This window comes from Amycolatopsis sp. NPDC004772 (genome assembly GCF_053601215.1).
Map to the genome: position 1 here is coordinate 1 of NZ_JBSGBK010000092.1, position 18267 is coordinate 18267.

The 18267-nt window shown below is 72.0% G+C and carries 17 protein-coding genes; 9 read left to right on the forward strand and 8 right to left on the reverse strand.

What is annotated here, in order from left to right; genetic code table 11:
• Positions 1-124 precede the first annotated feature (124 nt).
• Entirely contained in the window at positions 125-1288 is a 1164-nt protein-coding gene (locus ACWEF6_RS35865) for a glycosyltransferase (RefSeq protein ID WP_449687007.1), read from the reverse strand.
• A 30-nt stretch (positions 1289-1318) separates the two neighbouring features.
• Here ACWEF6_RS35865 and ACWEF6_RS35870 point away from each other — a divergent pair, with 30 nt between their 5' ends.
• The 9 genes from ACWEF6_RS35870 (at position 1319) to ACWEF6_RS35910 (ending at position 10006) form a co-directional block, all read left to right on the forward strand.
• Positions 1319-2929, forward strand: coding sequence for a phospho-sugar mutase (locus ACWEF6_RS35870; protein WP_449687008.1), 1611 nt, complete (start codon positions 1319-1321; stop codon positions 2927-2929).
• Positions 2929-3381, forward strand: a complete 453-nt coding sequence (locus ACWEF6_RS35875; RefSeq protein ID WP_449687009.1) for a flavodoxin family protein — start codon at positions 2929-2931, stop codon at positions 3379-3381. Before ACWEF6_RS35870 ends, ACWEF6_RS35875 begins: the two co-directional genes overlap by 1 nt.
• Positions 3382-3680: 299 nt before the next feature.
• Entirely contained in the window at positions 3681-4100 is a 420-nt protein-coding gene (locus ACWEF6_RS35880) for an XRE family transcriptional regulator (RefSeq protein WP_449687010.1), read from the forward strand.
• Entirely contained in the window at positions 4097-4618 is a 522-nt protein-coding gene (locus ACWEF6_RS35885; protein ID WP_310971060.1) for a hypothetical protein, read from the forward strand. Before ACWEF6_RS35880 ends, ACWEF6_RS35885 begins: the two co-directional genes overlap by 4 nt.
• Positions 4615-5739, forward strand: a complete 1125-nt coding sequence (locus ACWEF6_RS35890) for an MAB_1171c family putative transporter (protein ID WP_449687011.1) — start codon at positions 4615-4617, stop codon at positions 5737-5739. The genes ACWEF6_RS35885 and ACWEF6_RS35890 overlap by 4 nt, the downstream gene beginning before the upstream one ends.
• A 1-nt stretch (position 5740) precedes the next feature.
• Positions 5741-6907: an amidohydrolase family protein gene (locus ACWEF6_RS35895; protein ID WP_449687012.1), complete on the forward strand. Its 1167-nt coding sequence runs from the start codon at positions 5741-5743 to the stop codon at positions 6905-6907.
• Between the two features lie 86 nt (positions 6908-6993).
• Positions 6994-7383 carry a hypothetical protein gene (locus ACWEF6_RS35900; RefSeq protein ID WP_449687013.1) on the forward strand — a complete coding sequence of 130 codons (390 nt, stop codon included), beginning with the start codon at positions 6994-6996 and terminating at the stop codon, positions 7381-7383.
• A gap of 23 nt (positions 7384-7406) precedes the next feature.
• Entirely contained in the window at positions 7407-8696 is a 1290-nt protein-coding gene (gene hisS, locus ACWEF6_RS35905) for a histidine--tRNA ligase (protein ID WP_449687014.1), read from the forward strand.
• A gap of 56 nt (positions 8697-8752) precedes the next feature.
• A complete protein-coding gene (locus ACWEF6_RS35910) occupies positions 8753-10006 on the forward strand; it encodes a HEAT repeat domain-containing protein (protein WP_449687015.1) in 1254 nt (417 codons plus the stop codon).
• Between the two features lie 188 nt (positions 10007-10194).
• Here ACWEF6_RS35910 and ACWEF6_RS35915 read toward each other — a convergent pair whose 3' ends face one another.
• The 7 genes from ACWEF6_RS35915 to ACWEF6_RS35945 all read right to left on the reverse strand — a co-directional run bounded on the left by ACWEF6_RS35915 (position 10195) and on the right by ACWEF6_RS35945 (position 18240).
• Positions 10195-11388, reverse strand: coding sequence for a sensor histidine kinase (locus ACWEF6_RS35915; protein ID WP_449687016.1), 1194 nt, complete (start codon positions 11386-11388; stop codon positions 10195-10197).
• Positions 11385-12032, reverse strand: a complete 648-nt coding sequence (locus ACWEF6_RS35920; RefSeq protein WP_310971368.1) for a response regulator transcription factor — start codon at positions 12030-12032, stop codon at positions 11385-11387. The genes ACWEF6_RS35915 and ACWEF6_RS35920 overlap by 4 nt, the downstream gene beginning before the upstream one ends.
• Positions 12033-12095: 63 nt before the next feature.
• Positions 12096-13376 carry a cation:proton antiporter gene (locus ACWEF6_RS35925; protein ID WP_449687017.1) on the reverse strand — a complete coding sequence of 427 codons (1281 nt, stop codon included), beginning with the start codon at positions 13374-13376 and terminating at the stop codon, positions 12096-12098.
• Positions 13373-14629, reverse strand: coding sequence for a cytochrome P450 (locus ACWEF6_RS35930; protein ID WP_449687018.1), 1257 nt, complete (start codon positions 14627-14629; stop codon positions 13373-13375). Before ACWEF6_RS35930 ends, ACWEF6_RS35925 begins: the two co-directional genes overlap by 4 nt.
• Positions 14626-15696, reverse strand: coding sequence for an alpha-hydroxy acid oxidase (locus ACWEF6_RS35935; RefSeq protein WP_449687019.1), 1071 nt, complete (start codon positions 15694-15696; stop codon positions 14626-14628). The genes ACWEF6_RS35930 and ACWEF6_RS35935 overlap by 4 nt, the downstream gene beginning before the upstream one ends.
• Positions 15696-17231 (reverse strand): NAD(P)-binding domain-containing protein, encoded by a 1536-nt coding sequence (locus ACWEF6_RS35940; protein WP_449687020.1) that lies wholly within the window; start codon positions 17229-17231, stop codon positions 15696-15698. Before ACWEF6_RS35940 ends, ACWEF6_RS35935 begins: the two co-directional genes overlap by 1 nt.
• Before the next feature lie 85 nt (positions 17232-17316).
• Positions 17317-18240 (reverse strand): aldo/keto reductase, encoded by a 924-nt coding sequence (locus ACWEF6_RS35945; RefSeq protein WP_449687034.1) that lies wholly within the window; start codon positions 18238-18240, stop codon positions 17317-17319.
• Positions 18241-18267 lie beyond the last annotated feature (27 nt).

Below are 18267 nucleotides of genomic sequence, written 5' to 3' on the forward strand. Positions count from 1 at the left end.
CCACCAACCCACTCCGACCAGCACAAACCACGATGAAACAACCCCAATGTGGCGTTCGGTGCGTCCAACGCACCGAACGCCACATTGGGTGCGTTGGACGCAACCAACGCCACATTGGGGCGCTTTAGGCGAGGGTGGGGAGCTGGGCGGCGACGTCGGCCGGGGAGGGCATGGCCGCGACTTCGGTGGCCAGGGCCTGGGCCGCGTCGCGGACCGCGGTGTCCGTGAGGAGGTGACGGGCCTTGGTGGCGACGGCCTCGGCGGTGACTTCGGCGCCTAGGAGGCGGTCGCCGACGCCGGCCGCGAGGACCGCGTCCGCGTTGGTGAACTGGTCCGCTCCCTGTGGGAGGAGCAGCTGCGGGAGGGCCGCGCCGAACGCGCCGAGCGTCGTGCCGCTGCCGCCGTGGTGGACCACCAGGTCGACGTGCGGGAGCAGGGCCGCCTGCGGCACCCACGCCTCGAGCCGGACGTTCTCCGGGACCTCGCCCAGCGCGCCCTCGGGCAGCGACGGGCCGGTGGCGACCAGGACGTCGACGTCCAAACCGGACAGACCGGCGATCGCCTCGGTGAGCACGCCCGCGTGGCCCATCGCCGTGCCCAGCGTCAGGTAGACCAGCGGACGCCGCTTGTCCAGCACGCCCCTCGGCAGCTCGCCCGGCTCGCTCCAGCCGACCGGGCGCAGCGGCACCCGGCGGGTGCGGGCCAGGAAGTCCGCGTCCTGCACCGACTCCGGGCAGATGTCGACGAACGGGCCGCCGAACGCCAGGTCCTCGCCCATCTCGATACCCAGCTCGGTGGCGTGGACGCGGATCGCGTCGCGGATCTGCGTGGTCATCGGGTCGCCGGTCGACACGCGGCCGAAACCGTGCGCCACCACCGGGATCCCGGCCTTCAGCGCGGCGAACGCCCCGCCCGAATTGCCCGCTTCGCTGACCACCAGCTCGGGGCGGACGTGCTCGAACAACGGCAGCAGGTCGGCGAGGAACCGCTTCGGCATCAGCTCGCCGAACACCTTCGCGACGACCGGGAAGAGCACCTCCCGCGGGATGTCCCCCGGCGGGCCGGGCGGGCCCGCTTCGCCGAACACCTGGCCGAACGCCTGGCCGAAGGCGTCCTTGATGGCGAGCCCGGCGGCCGCCGTCTCGAGCCCGGCTTTCGTCAGTTGTGGCAGGAAGTCTTCCGAGGTGGCGAAGACGACGTCGTGGCCCGCCTCGCGCGCGGCGACCGCCAGCGGGACGAGCGGGAAGGTGTGGCCGAAGGACCCCAGTGAGGTGAAGAGTAAGCGCACCCACCCGACCATAGCCCGTAGGCTGTCGCGGTGACATCGGATTCCACCCTGCGTGACGCCGCTTCCCGCTGGATCGCCGCCGATCCGGACCCCGCCACCCGCGCCGAGCTCGAGGTCGTCCTGGCCCGGGCCGGAAGCGACCCCGGGGCCGCCGCGGACCTGGCCGACCGCCTGGCCGGTCCCCTGGAGTTCGGCACCGCCGGCCTGCGCGGCCCGGTGCGCGCCGGGCCCAACGGGATGAACGTCGCCGTCGTCACCCGGACGACGGCCGGGGTCGCGCAGTGGCTGACGGCACACGGGCACGCCGGCGCGCTGGTCGTCGTCGGCCGCGACGCGCGGCACGGCTCGGAAGCCTTCGCGACGGCGGCCGCCGAGGTGCTGACCGCGGCCGGCTTCGACGTCAAGGTGTTCCCCCGCCCGCTGCCGACGCCGGTGCTCGCGTTCGCCGTCGGCCGGCTCGGCGCGGTGGCCGGGATCCAGATCACCGCGTCGCACAACCCCCCGGCGGACAACGGGTACAAGCTCTACGACGCGACCGGCGGCCAGATCGTCCCGCCGTCGGACGGCGAGATCGAGCGCGCCATCGAGGCCGCGCCGTCCGCCGCCGACGTGCCGCGGGCCCCCGGCGCCGAGGTCGTCGACCTGCTGGACCGCTACCTCGACGAGGTCGCGACCCTGCCGCTGGGCCACGAGCGCGCGGTGCGGGTGGCCGCGACGGCGTTGCACGGCGTCGGCGCCGACACGCTGCGCGCGGCGTTCGAGCGGGCCGGGTTCACCGACCTGCACCTGGTCGAGGCCCAGGCCGCGCCGGACCCGGACTTCCCGACCGTGTCGTTCCCGAACCCGGAGGAGCCGGGCGCGACCGACCTGCTGCTGGCGCTGGCGTCCGATGTGGACGCCGACCTGGCGATCGCGCTCGACCCCGACGCCGACCGGTGCGCGCTCGGCGTCCGCGAGCGGACCGGCGAGTGGCGGATGCTGCGCGGCGACGAGACCGGCGTGCTGCTCGGTTCCTACCTTCTGTCCACAGTGGATCGCACGGTGCTGCCGGACCCGCTGGTGGCGACCACGATCGTGTCGTCGTCGATGCTCGGCGAGATCGCGAAGGCCGAGGGTGCCCGGTACGCCGAGACGCTGACCGGCTTCAAGTGGCTGGTGCGGGCCGGCGAAGGGCTGGTGTTCGCCTACGAAGAGGCGCTCGGGCTGTGCGTGAACCCGGGTTTCGTGCGCGACAAGGACGGCATCGCCGCCGCGACGCTGGCCGCGGGGCTCGCCGCCCAGCTCAAGGCGCAGGGCCGCACGCCGCTGGACGTGCTCGACGAGCTGGCCCGGCGCCACGGCGTCCACCTGACCGACCAGGTTTCGTTGCGGGTCACCGATCTCGCCGTCCGCGAGCAGCTGATGGCGAAGGTGCGGGCCACGCCGCCGGCCCAGCTCGGCGGCGTCGAGGTCACCCTCGAAGACCTGCTGCCGGACGCCGATGTCGTGCGGCTGACCGGCGACGGTGTGCGCGTGGTCGTACGGCCGTCCGGGACCGAGCCGAAGCTGAAGGCGTACCTGCAGGTGGTGGCGGGCGAGCACGACGTGGCGCGGGAGCGGCTGACGGCGTTGCGGACCGACGTCGAGGAGCTGCTCGCCTGATGCCGAGGCTGCTGATCGTGCACCACACGCCGTCGCCGTCGATGCAGGCTTTGTTCGAGGCGGTCGTCGCAGGCGCGACGCACCCGGACATCGAAGGGGTGGAGGTGGTCCGCCGCGCGGCGCTGGCGGCCACCGCCACCGACGTCCTCGAAGCGGACGGCTACCTGCTGGGCACGCCGGCGAACCTCGGCAGCATGAGCGGCGCGTTGAAGCACTTTTTCGACACGATTTACTACCCGTGCCTGGACGAGACGCGAGGTCGCCCGTTCGGGTATTGGATTCACGGCAATAGCGACATTTCGGGCACCGAACGGCAACTGCTGGCCATCACGACGGGGTTGGCCTGGGCCAAAGCGGCGGAACCGGTCACCGCAACCGGTGATCCGGACCGGAAGACCCTGGAAGCGTGCACCGAATTGGGCGGCACGCTGGCCGCCGGCCTGATGGACTGAGAAAAATAAAGGGGCCTGTCACCGGAAGCCCTGGGGGTCGACCTCCGGCAACAGGCCGTGGCCAAGGGTTCGCCCGAGGGCGATCAACCTTGACCCCTGAAGCGTACTACAGACGGTGCGATCATGACGAGTCGAAGGCACGACAACCTCTCGCCTGAGCCGTTCCGTGCACCCCCAGGGCACGGAGAGCCAGGCGAGAGGCTTGCCAACTGTAAACCACTGCATACGATGGCTGTCAACATGTGCGTACAGTGGTTCTGCGGTTAGAATTTCCGCGGCTGGATTCCCAGGGGGTGGAGATGGCACGGGAACGCACCTTCGCGGAGCGCCTGAGCGCCCTGATCGAGGCGGCTCGGCTGGACGGGCGCGCACCGCACAGTTACCGGGAAATCTCCGCCGCCGTCGAGCGCGCGGGCGGCCCGGCGATGTCGCCCGCCTACCTGCAGCAGCTCGCCACCGGCAAGCGGGTCAACCCGAAGATCCACTACGTCGAGGCGCTGGCGAGGCTGTTCAGCGTGCCGGTGACGTACTTCTTCGACGAAGAGGCAGCCGCGCCGCCGGCGGGCGAGGCGCAGCTGATGGCGATGCGGGCCCAGGAGCTGTCGCCGCAGGGCCGCCGGCAGGTGATGGACCTGCTGGAGCTCGTCGAGCGCTACGAGCGGGCCGAACGCGAAGGCCGGAACCCGGAAGACCGGGGCCCGGGAAGCGCGCTGCGATGAAGGAACGCGAGCTGCGCCGCCGCTGCCGGAAGCTGCTCAAGGACCTGGACATCGGGCCGCCGCTGGACGTCGAGGTGCTGTGCGCGCGGCTGGGCGAGCGGCGCGGGAAACCGATCCGGCTGCTGGCGTACCCGCTCGAAGTGCCGGGGCCGTTCGGCTGCTGGATCGCGACGTCGTCCGCGGACTACATCTTCTACCAGGCCGAAACCACGAAATCCCACCAGGACCACATCATCCTGCACGAGCTCGGGCACATGCTGGCCGACCACCACCCGCACGGCGACGCCGAGCCGGCAGACTTCCTGCGCGGCCCGGCCACCGATCTCGACCCGGATGCCGTACACCGCGCCCTGCGCCGCTCGTCCTACGATGACGCGCACGAGTGGGAAGCCGAGACCGTCGCGACCATCATCCTCGAGTGGGCGTCGGTCCTGAACTACACGATCCCGCGGCGCGCTGCGGACCGGGATCTCCGCCGGATCCAGGGGGCGCTCGGCGATCACCAAGGGTGGTTGTGAGCACACTTTTCAGCCCCGTGAACTTGATCGCGCTGGTGCTGTTCGCCGCTGCGCTCGCGTGGCGGATCTACCAGGTGACGCGCGCGCCGACCGTGCCGAACTGGGCCGTCACCGCGTGCGTGGCCGGGTTCGCGGCGGCGTTCCTTCTGCAGCAGCCGGAGCTCTCCGACGACGTCGACGCGCTGCTGGGCCGCGGTGCGGCGCGGGTGGCGAACAACGCGCTGCTGGCGTGCGGGATCTGCGCGCTGGTGATCTTCTTCCTCGGCTCGGCGCTGGGCCCCCGCCGGTACCGCCGGGTGGTCGCCGAACTGGTCCCGCTGGCCGCGGCGATCGTGCTGATGATCGTCGCGATGGACCTGACGCGGCCGGAGCTGCGCGGCCTGCCGCTGGGGCCGTCGACGATCCACGACAGCGGTGTCGCGGTCTTCTACCTCGGCGCCGGGCTGTACCTGATCTACGGTCTCATCGCCTGCACGGCCTGGATCGTGCGGTATCTGCGGGTGGCCGACCGGGATCTGCGGATCGGGTTGCGGCTGGGCGCGATCGGCATGGCGAGCGCGGCCGCCGGCAGCGTCTTCCGCGCGCTGTACATCGTGGTGGCGTGGGTGTTCGGCCCGGTCGTCAAGGTCCTGCTGCTGCTCGGCGTGCCGTTCGTGGTGATCGGCGGGATGCTGTTCCTGGCCGGCGTCACCTACCCGGGGTTGCGGGCGCGGGTTTCGGCGTTGCGGCGCCGCCGCCAGCACCGGCGCGAACACGAGGCCCTGGCTCCGTTGTGGACAGTGCTGGTCGAGGCGTTCCCGAGCATCGTGCTGCGGACCCCGCCGCGCCGCGGCGACCGGCTCTCCCCGCGCGGCATCCACCGCGTGCACTACCGCCGGGTGATCGAGATCCGGGACGGCCTGGTGCAGCTGTCGCCGTACTTGGACGCTGACTTCGGCGAAGTCGTCGCGGCCGATCCCGGAGCCGCGGCGGCCGCGCTGAAGACGGCGCTGCGGCGGCACGCGGACGGCGAGGCCAGCGACGGCCGCGCCAAGCAGGTCCTGCCCGCCGGGGCCGACGACATCGAATCCGACGTCCGGCCGCTGCTCGCGCTGTCGGCCGCGATGACGAACGGGAAGTGACGTGGACACCCTGATCACCGCCGGCCGGGTGCTGCCGCGGCCCGCCACCCCGGTCGAAGACGGCGCGGTGCTGGTGCGCGACGGCGTGATCGTCGCGGCAGGCCCGCGCGCGGACGTCGTCCCGCAGGCCGCGCCCGACGCGGCCCGGCACGACTTCCCCACCGGGACCGCGCTCGCCGGGCTGTTCAACGTCCACGTGCACCTGGCCTTCGACGCCTCCCGCGAGATGCTGGCCCACTTCTCCGCGAGCGAGGACCTCCTGGACGGCGCGCGCTCGCGGCTGACGGCGATGCTGCGCAGCGGCGTCACGACCGTGCGGGACCTCGGGGACCGGGGCCACCTCGGCGCGGCCGTCCGGCGTTCGTTCGACGGTTCTGCCGCGCCGCGGCTGCTGGTGTCGGGCCCGCCGATCACCGTGCCGGGCGGGCACTGCCACTTTTTCGGCGGCGAAACGGCTTCCGACGGCGAAATCCGCGCTCTGATCGACGCGAACGCGGCGGCGGGCGCGGACGTGATCAAGGTGATGGCCAGCGGCGGCCAGATCACCGAAGGCGGCGCTGACATGTGGGAGTCGCAGTTCGACGCCCGGCAGCTGCGCGTGGTTACCGAACACGCCGCGTCGCACGGATTGCCGGTCGCCGCGCACGCCCACGGCGCCGACGCGATCGAGGCCGCCGTCGACGCCGGGGTCTCGACGGTCGAGCACTGCAGCTTCATGACCGGGCCGCGCTCGTTCGACCGGCGCGCACCCGTGGCGAAGCGGATGGCCGCCGAAGGCATCTCGGCGTGCTCGACGAGCAGCCGCAACTGGCGGACGATCGTCGAGCGGCTCGGCGACGAGCTCGGGCAGGCGATGTACGGCCGGCTGCCGTGGCTCGAGGAGCAGGGCGTCTGCCTGCTCGCCGGAACGGACGCGGGCCTGGCCGGCTCGGTGTTCGACGACCCGGCCGGCGCGCTCGAGCTGTACGAGTGGCTCGGCTTTTCCCGGCGCCGGATCCTGGAGATCGCGACCGAAGACAGCGCGGCCGGCCTGGGCCTCGGCGGCGTGACCGGCCGCCTCGAGCCCGGGCTGGCGGCGGACGTCCTGGTCGTCGAAGGCGACCCGCTCGCGTCGCTGGCCGCGCTCCGCAACCCCGTGCTGGTGCTGGCCCAGGGCCGCATCGCCTAGTTCCCCGATCGGGGCACGCCCAGTTTGGTGACAGCGTTTTAAAACAGTGTTACTGTTGCGCTACCCCACCTCGAAGGAGCTCCCCGATGCACGGACCGACCCAGCTGTTCACGGTGATCGCGCTGGTCTCCCTGCCGACCGTGATGTACGGCGGCTACGCGCTGATGGGTGTCCTGCGCGACCGCAAGCTGACCGAGCACCAGCGCGCGATGTTCCGGGCCGGCCACGCGCACGCCGGCGTCCTGCTGGTCCTCGCCCTGGTCGCGCTGCAGATCCTGAGCCGCACGACGCTGTCCGACCCGGCGTTGTGGATCACGTGCTTCCTGCTGCTGTTCGGCATCCTCGCCCAATCGGGTGGATTCTTCCTCCACCTGCTGCCGAACCGGGGCAAGCTCGGCGGGCGCGTGACGTCCGCGGGCGCGGTGCTCCTGGCCGCGGCCGTGCTGCTCACCGCATACGGGGTCGCTTTCGCCTGAGTGCCGGTCGTTAAGCTGGTGACGTGCCTGAATACCTGCCGACCGCGCCCTACAAGGGGACCCGGGACTTCCTGCCCGCCGAAATGTCCGTGCGTACCCAGGTGTTCGGTCATCTCTACGACGTCCTCGAGCGCCGCGGTTTCCTCCGCTACGACGGCCCGATCCTCGAGTCGGCCGAGATCTACGAGCGGAAGTCCGGGCAGGAGCTCGCGGACAAGCAGCTGTACACCCTGACCGACAAGGGCGGGCGGCGGCTGGCGCTGCGGCCGGAGATGACGCCGTCGGTGGCGCGGATGATCGCCGGGAGCGCGAAGTCGCTGTCGTTCCCGGTCCGCTGGTACAGCCACCCGAACTGCCACCGGTACGAAGCGCCGCAGCGCGGCCGCGTGCGTGAGCACTGGCAGATCAACGCGGACATCTTCGGCTCGGACAGCGCCAACTGCGAGATCGAGATCTTCGAGCTGGTGCACGACATGATGGCCGCGCTGGGCGCGACGCCGGACATGTTCGTGCTGCGCGTCAACGACCGGAACCTGCTGACGTCGGCGCTCACCGACGTCGCCGGGGTGTCGGCGGACCACCTGAGCCAGGTGTTCGCGCTCGTCGACCGCTGGGAGAAGTACCCGCGCGAGAAGCTGGCCGAGAGCGCCGGCGAGATCGGGCTCTCGGACAAGCAGTTCGAGAAGCTGGCGGAGACGCTCGACGCGGGCGAGGCGCTGCTGGACGAGCTGCCGGCGGAGGTGCTGGAGCAGTCGAACCTGGTGCGCGTGCTGCGCAGCGGGGCCGGCTCGCTGGTCAAGTACGAGCCGATGATCGTGCGCGGGCTGGCGTACTACACGTCGACCGTGTTCGAGGTCTTCGACACCTCGCCGGAGAACCGCCGCGCCCTCTTCGGCGGCGGCCGCTACAGCGACCTGGCGTCGATGTTCACCCCGCAGCAGATCCCGGGCATCGGGTTCGGCATGGGCGACGTCACGCTGATCGACTTCCTCGACACGCACGGCCTGACCCCGGCCCCGCGCAGCGAGGTCGACGTCATGGTGATCCCGGTGACCGAGGACCTCTCGGACGCGGCCCGCTCGGTGGCGGCGTCCCTGCGCGGCGCCGGCCTGCGGACGTCGACGCCGATCGAGCACCGCAAGCTGGGCAAGGAGCTGACCCGCGCGGACAAGGCGGGTGCGGCCGCGGTGGTGATCGTCGGCCAGGAGGACTGGGCGGCGGGGAACGTGACGGTCCGCAGCCTGGCGACGCGGGAGCAGAACCCGGTCGCGGTCGCCGACGCCCCGGCGGCGGTGCGCGCGCTGCTGGCGTAAATCGGTTCGCCTCCCCTCCGGGGCCCGGGGCATCCTGGGCGCCGGAGGGGAGACCGATGATCAGCTACCGGGATGTGCGGCAGTGGGTCGAGTTCGACACGGCCGTGCGCCACGCGTCGGCGTATCGCCGCGCGAAGCGGCTGAGCCGCCGGCCTTCGCGCGAAGAGCTGGCCGAAGCCGTGTGTGACCGTTACGGGTACCTGCGCGAGGCCGCCGTCGAGCGATTGGCGGTCAGCACCGATCCCGAGGCATTGCCGCTGCTCCTGGTCCGGTGCGTCGACTGGGTGCGGCCGGTCCGGGAACTCGCCCGGCCGGCCGCTCTGTCCAAACTGGACGAACCGGCCTTCCGGGCGATGCTGCCGCTGATCGGCGTGCTGCGGCGGCGGGCCGTCGACGACTGGATGACCACGCTCTTCCGGCGGGCGCTGACCCCGCGGCTGGTCGACGACGCGCTGGCGCTCGAGGACCGGAAGACCCGCCGGTGGGTCCACGCGGAGGCGACCGGGTTGCTGCCGAGCTCGCGGCTGCTCGGCATCGCTGTGTCCGACGCCGACTTCGTGGTCCGGGCGATCTGCGGCAACGCGCTGCTCGACCGCGGCGAGTGCGTCTCGGAGCTGCTGGTTTCGGGGGTGCCGAAGGTCCGGATGCGGGCGTTGACGTTGCTGGGTCCCGATGCCGCCGTCGCCCACCTGGCGGACCGGTCGCCGGCGGTCCGGTCGATGGCGCAGGCGTTGGTCCTGAAGGCGGGCGGCGACCCGGCGGCGCACTACCGCGCGCTGCCGGTGTCGTTCGGCGTGCTCGCGGGGCTCGGCGAGACGGGTGTGGCCGCCGACGCTGCGCTGCTCGAACGTCACCTCGCCGACGAGCGTCCCAGGTTCCGCCGGGCGGCCGTCCGCGGCCTGCGCCGGATCGCGCCTGGGTCGGCGGCGGTGCGTCCGCTGCTGACGGACCCGTCGCCGTCGGTGACCCGCGAGGTGGTGGCGTTCCTGCGCGGCAAGCCCGCCCTGGTCGACGTCCCCACGCTGCAGGACCTCCTGGCCCCCGCCCGGCCGGTCCACACGCGACGGGTGGCCGCGGCCCTCCTCCGCGACCGCGACACCTGGCGGCGCCTGCACACGGACCTCACCCTGCTGGCCGACCCGGACCTGGCCGCCGACGCCCACCAGGACCTCCACGCCTGCCGTCAGCACATGGCGGGCATCTACACGACCCCGCCGCCCGGGCTACGCGCGGAAATCGAGGCCGTATGCGACCACCTCGACCCGGCCCTGGCCCGCCAAATCCGCTTCGCCCTCCCGAAACCCGCGTGACTGGAGCCGGAACTCGCGTGACTGAAGCCGGAACTCGCGTGATTAGACCCGCAACTCGCGTGACTGGAGCCGGAACTCGCGTGACTGGAGCCGGAACTCTTCAATCACGCGAGTTCCGGCTTCGATCACGTGGGATACGGGTCTGATCACGTGGGATACGGGTCTGATCACGCGAGTTCCGGGTCTGATCACGAGGGGTCGGCGCGGAGGAGGCGGAGGGTGAACGTGGCTCCGGAGCCGGGGCGGGCGGCGGCCGCGATGGTGCCTCCGTGGCCCGTCACCACTTCGCGGACCAAGGCCAGGCCGAGGCCGAAGCGGCGGCCGTCGCCGTCGGAGCCTCGGGCGAAGCGCTCGAAGATGCGGTCCGCGTCGGCGGCCGGGAAGCCTACGCCCGTGTCGCGGACGCGCAGCTCCACGTGCCGCTCGTCGGGGACGCCCAGCCAGACCTCGATCGAGCCGCCCGGTGGGGTGTGGCCGAGCGCGTTGTCCAGCAACGCCGACAGCACGCGACGCAACGCCGTCGGCACGCCCTGGACGACGTACGGCCGCCGCTCACGCTTCACCGCCAGCTGGACCTGACCCTCCGACGCGCGCACTGCCTCCGCCGCCACCGCCTCCTCGGCCAGCACGCCCAGCTCGACCAGTTCCAGCGACGGCCGTTCGCCGCACGCCTGCGCCGACAACAGCAGGTCCTCGACGACTTCGCCGAGTTCCCGCGTGCCGCGGACCAGCTGGTCGAGGTCCACCGCGTCGCGGCCGGACGAGCGCCGGGCGAGCAGCTGCGCGCGCGTGTGCAGCCGGGTCAGCGGCGCTCGGAGCTCGTGGGACGCGTCCGCGACGAACGTCCGTTGCCGCCGCAACGCGTCCTCCAGCGGCCGGATCGCCCGGCGGGCCAGCACGCGCCCGCACCCCAGGGCCGCCAGCAGCGCGAGCCCCTCGGCGACGAAGAGCCCGAACACCAGCGACGCCCGGTCCTGGATCTGGTACCGCTCCTCGAAGAACGCCTGGGAGACGACGCCGCCGCGGTTCTCCGCGCGGAGCGTGTACGTCATCTCGCCGATCGCGCGCCGTTCGGTGTGGACGTCACCCGGCGATGGCACCATCGCAGCCAGCGAGGGCAACGGCATCCCCGCCGGCGGCGGGCCCGCGGGCGCGTGCGCGCCCGGGGTGAACAGCCAGACGCAGCCGGGCGGGGTCGTGCCGGGGCCGAGCTGGATGGTCCTGGCCAGCAGGCGGTCGGCGTCGGCGTGCTGGCTCGAGAGCAGGATCCCGTAGGCGATGGCGCCCGCGACGGCCACGAGCAGCGACACCACCACGGCGATCTGCGCGGTGATCGCCCACCGCGCCCGCCGCAGGGCCCGCGCCTCGGGTTCGGGGCTCATACCACGCCGATCTGGTACCCCAGGCCGTGCACGGTCCGCACGGCGTCCCGGCCGAGCTTGCGCCGCAGGTAGTACACGTACGTGTCGACAATGGACTCACCGGTCGAGTCGGCGAACACGCGCGTGCGCAACGCCGCCCGCGGGTGGATCGCCTTGGGCCGCTGGGCCAGCGTCCGCAGCAGCTCGAACTCCCGCCCGGAGAGCGTGATCCGCTCCCCGCGCGGCAGCACGACCTCGTGGCGCTGCAGGTCCAGCGCCGCCGTGCCGAGCGGCAGGCACTCGGCGCCGTCGAGGTCTCGGCGCCCCAGCGCGCGCAGCCGCGCGAGCAACTCCTCGGCCTCGAACGGCTTGACGAGGTAGTCGTCCGCGCCGGCGTCGAGGCCCGCCACGCGGTCGGCCACCTCCCCCAGCGCGGAGAGCACCAGCACCCGCGTGGTCACCGCGCGGGCCCGCAGCCGCCGCAGCAGCTCCAGCCCGTCGAGCACCGGGAGCCGGCGGTCGATGACCATCACGTCGTACCGCCCGGTGAGCCCGAGGTGCAGACCTCGCTGGCCGTCGTGGGCCGCCTCGGTCTCGTAGCCCTCGTCGGCGAGCAGCTCCCCCAGCATGCCCGCCAGCTCCCGGTCGTCCTCGACCACCAGCACCTTCGGCTTCGCCACCCCGTCGCGCACCGATCCATCTTGACAGTTATTTCCGAACTTGAAGAATCAACTTTTCCCGGTGATCGGCACGGGTTCGGCCGTCAGGAGTACCTCGGTGCTCCCCTTGCGGGCATCGCGCCGGTCGAGCCAGGCCAGCACCGGCGCGGTCATGATCGTGGTGACCAGGGCGACGAGCACCAGCACCGTGAACAACGCCGGCGAGACGATTCCCGCGGCGAGCCCGACGTTGAGCGCGATCAGCTGCATCAGCCCGCGCGCGTTGACGAGCACGCCGACGCGCGTGGCGATCGCCGGCGGCTCCCCCGCCAGCCGGGCCGCGCCCCAGGACGCGCCCAGCTTGCCGATGATCGCGACCGCCACGCACAGCACCGCGAAGGCGAGCAGCTTCGGGTCGGCGAGCAGCGCGAACCGCGTGTTCAGGCCGGAGTAGGTGAAGAACAGCGGCAGGAACACGATCCGGCCGATCGGCATGATCTTCGCGAGCACGGCGTCGGCGGCGGGTGTCCGGGGGAACGCGATCCCGACGCAGAACGCGCCGAACACCGCGTAGAGGCCGATCATGTCGGTGAACCAGGCGGCGGCGAACAACGTCATCGCGGTGACGAGCACCCGCTGGTCGACCCCCATGCGCTCGCTCTTCATCACCTTCGCCAGCAACCGCCGGCCGACGATGAACACCAGCCCGGCGAAGAGCACCCCGCCGCCCAGCGCGAGCGCCACCGGCCCGGCCGACCCGGCGTGCATGCCCAGGACGACCGCCAGCAGCAGCCACGCCAGCACGTCGTCCAGCGCGCCGCAGGCCAGGGCCAGCGAGCCGAACTTCGTGGCGGCGATGCCGCGTTCGGTGATGATCCGCGCCAGCATCGGGAACGCCGTGATCGCCAGCGCCACGCCGACGAACGCCGCCGACGTCACCGGGGAGACCCCTTCCTTGCCGATGCCGACCCACGTCGTGCCGACCACCGCGACGCCGACGCCGAGCGCCAGCGGCACCAGCGTCCCGGCCGCGGAGACGGCCGCGACCGACTTCCGCGAGTCCCGGATGCTGCCCACGTTGAACTCGTAGCCGGCGCCGAACATGTAGATGACCAGGCCGATCTGGCCGCCGACGTAGAGCAGCGGGCGGATGCCGTCCGGGAACAGCGCCTCCTGCACGTCCGACAGCAGCAACCCGAGCAGCGACGGCCCCAGCAGCACCCCGGAGATCATCTCCCCGACCACCGGCGGCTGGCCGAGCTTGACCGCGACCAGGCAGACCAGCCGGACCACCACGAGGATCGCCACGACGGCGAGGAAGAAGACCGGTGCCGCTTCGGACGGGCTCATCGGTTGCCTCCGGCGAAGTAGGTCGAGCACAGGGCTTGATGACGGGCGTCGAGGACCATGTAGGTGCCGAACACGAGCTGGGCGAAGCTGCGCCAGACGTCTTCCCAGCGGTCGCGGACCCCGAGCCACACGAGGGCCGCGCGCCGCGGGCGGGCGCCTCGGGGGGTGAGCAGGGCCGGGCCGCGGTTGGGGATCGAGCGCGTGTGCGCGGCCGTCGAGGCGAGGCTGAAGCGGCGCAGCACTTCCTGCGTCACGACCCGCATGGTCGGCGGCGCGAGGCCGCGGGCCGGGCAGGCGCGGTTCTGCGCGACGCCGAACGGGATGAAGTCCTCCTTGGCGGCCTGCTCGGCGAAGTCCGGGTAGCTGAAGCACAGCACCGTCCCGGCCGGGATGGTGAGGTCGTCCAGCTCGATGTCCGCGGTGGAGATCCGGTGCGCGATGCCGAACAGCGGGTACGCGCGCAGGCCGTCGTCGATGACGGCGTCGATGTCCTCCGGGTGCTCGGCGAGCCGCCGCTGGGTGTCCGGGGACCGGGCGATGATCATCAGCAGATGCGCCATCGCTTCGGACATCTGCACGACGGCCGTGTTGAAGAACGTGCCCTGCAGGTAGTACACCTGCTCTTCCGGCGTCAGGGACGGCGGCAGCGGGTGCGGGACGTCGCCGAGGCGCCGCCGCAGGTACTCCGTCAGCCGGGCCCGGCGCCGCATGTTCCGCGGGCGCACGCACTTCAGCGCCGAGACCACGTCGTCGGCGTGCCCGACGATCAGGTCCCGCGCCTCCGGCGGGCACGGCTCCTCGAACACCAGCTCGTGGTACAGCTCGGCCCAGATCGGCATCATCGCGTCGCGCAGCCGGACCAGGCCCGGCTCGAGGTCGTCGAGCACGTGCGCGGCGACCCGCCGGGCCAGCTCCTCGGAGTCCTTTTTGGACCGGACGAGGATGTGCCGGGTGCACTTGGCGACCTCGTCGTAGCGCGGGCCGGCCTCGAGGTGTTCCTGGTGCACCTGCGGGCCGGGCGCGAGCCAGTACCAGAACAGGTCCGACAGCGCGGCGCCGCGGCTGCGGCCGTTCGCGGCGGGGTCGGCGTAGACGCGCTTGAAGTCGCCGACGCCGACCTGCGGGCCCGGGATCGTCACCGCGTCCTGGCCGTTGACCAGCGCGAAGATCTTCATCCGCAGCGCCACGACCCGCCGCGGCAGCCAGGCCGGCGCGGACAGGACCGCCAGTGCGGCGGCCGCCTTGCCGATCACCGCCGCACCTGGTCGGGGGTGAGGTCGGCCGGGTGCCGCCCGCCGCACAGCGCCAGGGCCTGGTCGAAGTCGGCCCGCAGCATTTCCAGCACCTCGGAGACGCCTTCGCGGCCGCCCGCGGCCAGCCCCCACACGACCGGGCGGCCGACGCCGACCGCGTCCGCGCCGAGGGCGAGCGCCTTGACGACGTCGGTGCCGCGGCGGATCCCGCCGTCGAGCAGGACCGGCAGCGCACCCCCGACGGCCGCGGCGATCTCGGGGAGCACGTCGATGGTGGCGGGCACGGTGTCGAGCTGGCGGCCGCCGTGGTTGGACACGACGAGGCCGGCGACGCCGTGGTGCACGGCGAGCCGCGCGTCCTCGGCGTGGAGGACGCCCTTGATCAGCACGGGCAGCTTGGTCTTCGACCGCAGCCACGCGATGTGGTCCCAGTTCAGCCCGGCCGACATGACGATCTCGCGGACGTGGCTGGTGTTCCCGCCGCTGCGGTTTTCGCCGATGTTGCGGAGGTTCTCGACGAACAGGCCGGCCGGCAGGTCGTGGAAGGCGTTGCGGTCGTCGCGTTCGCGGCGGCCGAGCACGGGCGAGTCGACGGTGACGACGAACGCCTTCACCCCCGCGGCTTCGGCGCGCCGCACGATCGCCTCGGTGAACTCCAGGTCCGGCTGCAGGTAGAGCTGGAACCACAGGCCCGGGTCCGGCGCGACCTCCCGGGCGGCCGCGGCGACGTCCTCGATGGCCGTGGTCGAGGCCATGCTGACGATCATGATCGTGCCCGCCCGCGCCGCGGCCCGCGCGGTGGCGAGCTCGCCGTCGGGGTGCGCGAGCCGGTGGAACGCCGTGGGCGCGACGAGGATCGGCATCGAGGACGGCGTCCCGAGCAGCTCGATGCTCAGGTCCCGTTTGTCGCTGCCGCGCAGCACCCGGGGGACCAGGCGCAGGCGCCGGTACGCTTCTTCGTTCTCGCGCAGGGTGATCTCGTCCTGCGCGCCGCCCGCGAAGTAGTCGTAGTGCGCCGGGTCGAGACGCTCGCGGGCCGCCGCCTCCAACTCCGCGACCGTGCGCATCAGAGCTCCCGCGTGAAGAAGGCGGTCAGTGGCTCGACGTGCACCTCTTTGTCCCACTCGTTTTCGAGGTTCTCGGTGACGTGGTGGGTGGCGACCAGCTCGCCGCGGCGGTAGTGCCGGACGATCGGGTGCAGGTAGTGCCCTTCGCCGTGGTCGTTGGCCTTGTCCTGGGCGGCGCGGGCGACGAAGTCGAACGGGTCGACCTTGTCGTGGTCCGGGCCGTAGTCGAGGGTGACGACGTAGGCGTCGGCCGGCGGGTTCTCGAGGACCCGGTCGACCGGCACCTCTTCGAGGTAGCGGGCGGTGTCGCCGTCCACGACCACGACGTCGCCGAGGAAGCCGAACTGCTGGTACAGCGCGGAAGTCCGGTTGATCCGGGTGATCACGGCCTCGGTCAGGGCGTCCGGTTTGGCGGGCAGTTCGGTGTGCGGCCACGGGACGTCGTGGTAGCGCTCGTTCAGCACCTTGGCCAGCGCGCGGACGCCGTAGCGGAAGCCGTGGATGAAGGCGCTGGTGGCCTTCTTGAAGTCGCGGACCTGGGTGATCGTGCCGGCGAAGTGGAGGCCGGGCACGTTGACCGACTCCCAGTTCGCGGTCTGGGCGGGGAACCGGTCGTCGATCGTGAGTTCCGGGCGGCAGTCCTCGTCGAAGAGCGAGGCGTCGAACCGGAAGCCCGTGCAGCCGATCACGCGGTCGTAGCGGATTTCCTTGACGACCTCGTCGGCGCGGGCGAAGGCGAACTTGACGTGGTAGCCGTCGGCGTCCTTGCGGACTTCGCGGACGTCGCCGTCGAGGATCGCGTGCTGCAGCTTGAGCTGGTACATGTCGAGAATGCCCGCGTTGTAGGCGCGGAGGTGGCCGACGAAGTGCGTGCGCCAGGCCAGCTTCACCGGCCGCGGCCCGCCGACGTGCACGACGGCGGCGGTTTCGATCAGGTTGTCCGCGGTCTCGAAGGCGGAGTTCCCCTTGCCGAGCACCAGGACGCGCTGGTCGATGAAGTTCGCCGGGTCGACGTCGACGTCCACGTACTGGTCGATCAACTCGACGCCGGGGAACTGCGGGATGTACGGCTTGGTGACGCCGGTGGCCATGATCAGCCGGTGGGCCCGGAATTCGGTTTCCCCGGCGGTGAGGACGAAAATTCCGCCTTCGCGGCGGATGCGCGTCACCCGGGTGTCGTAACGGATGTTCAGCTGGTACTTCGCCGCGTAATCGGCGACGTAGCGCAGGAAGTCCGGTGCGTCCGGGAAGAGCTTTTCGCTGTAGTCGGTGAAGAGGACGGGGGTGTCGTCGCCGTCGGCGAGGATCGAGTTCCAGTCCATCCGCATGCGCAGCTCCGGGTCGCTGTACCCGGTGTGCTTCTTGTTGATGGAGATGAGGGTCCGGTGCCGCGGGAAGGTCTCGAAGAAGTGCCCGGGCGCGGACCCGGCCTCCAGCACGAGGTACCGGTGCCCGGCGTGGCCGAGGTGCTGCGCCAGCTGCAACCCGGCCGGCCCGGCCCCGACGACCAGATAATCGAGCACTTCCTCCGCCACAACGACCTCCTGGGGCTCGGCACCGATCGCATGATCGGCGCCGAGCCTGCTCCGGAGATCTCAGAAAAGCCTCAGAAGCCGTGAGTTACTTCCCGGCGGCGCGAGCGAGCCGTTCCGGGTAGCGCTCCCCCGCGATCGCGTCCGCGGGCGCGGCGGCCGCGATGGCCGCCAGGTCGTCCGCCGTCAGCTCCAGGGATGCCGCGGCCACGTTCTCCTCGAGGTACTTGCGGCGCTTCGTGCCCGGGATCGGGACCACGTCCTCGCCCTGGGACTGGACCCACGCCAGCGCCAGCTGCCCCGCCGTGACGCCCTTGTCCGAGGCCAGCTCGCGCAGCGCCTCGACGATCGCCATGTTGCGCTCGAAGTTGCCCTCGGCGAAGCGCGGCAGACCGCGGCGCATGTCGTCCTCCGGCAGGTCCGCCACCGACTTCACCGCGCCCGTCAGGAACCCGCGGCCCAGCGGCGAAAACGGGACGATCCCGATGCCGAGCTCGCGGCACGTGGCCAGGACCTCGCCCTCGATCCCGCGGGTCCACAGCGACCACTCGCTCTGCAGCGCCGTCACCGGGTGCACCGCGTGCGCGGCCCGGATCGTCGCCGCGCTCGCCTCGGAAATCCCGGCGTAGCGGATCTTTCCGGCTTCCACCAGCGACGCCAGCGCGCCCCACGTCTCCTCGATCGGCGTGTCCGGGTCGACGCGGTGCTGGTAGTACAGGTCGATGTGGTCGACGCCGAGCCGGCGCAGGGACTCGTCGCAGCTCTGCTTCACGTAGGAAGCGTCGCCGCGGGCGCCCATCGCGCCGTCGTTCCACACGATGCCGAACTTCGTCGCCAGCACGACCTCGTCGCGGCGGCCGGCGATCGCGCGGCCGACCAGTTCCTCGTTGACGCCGTTCGCGTAGACGTTCGCGGTGTCCAGCAGCGTCACCCCGAGTTCGAGCGCCCGGTGGATGGTCGCGATCGACTCGTCGTCGTTGTCGCGGACGCCGTAGGCCTGGCTCATCCCCATGCAGCCGAGCCCCTGGGCGCCGACTTC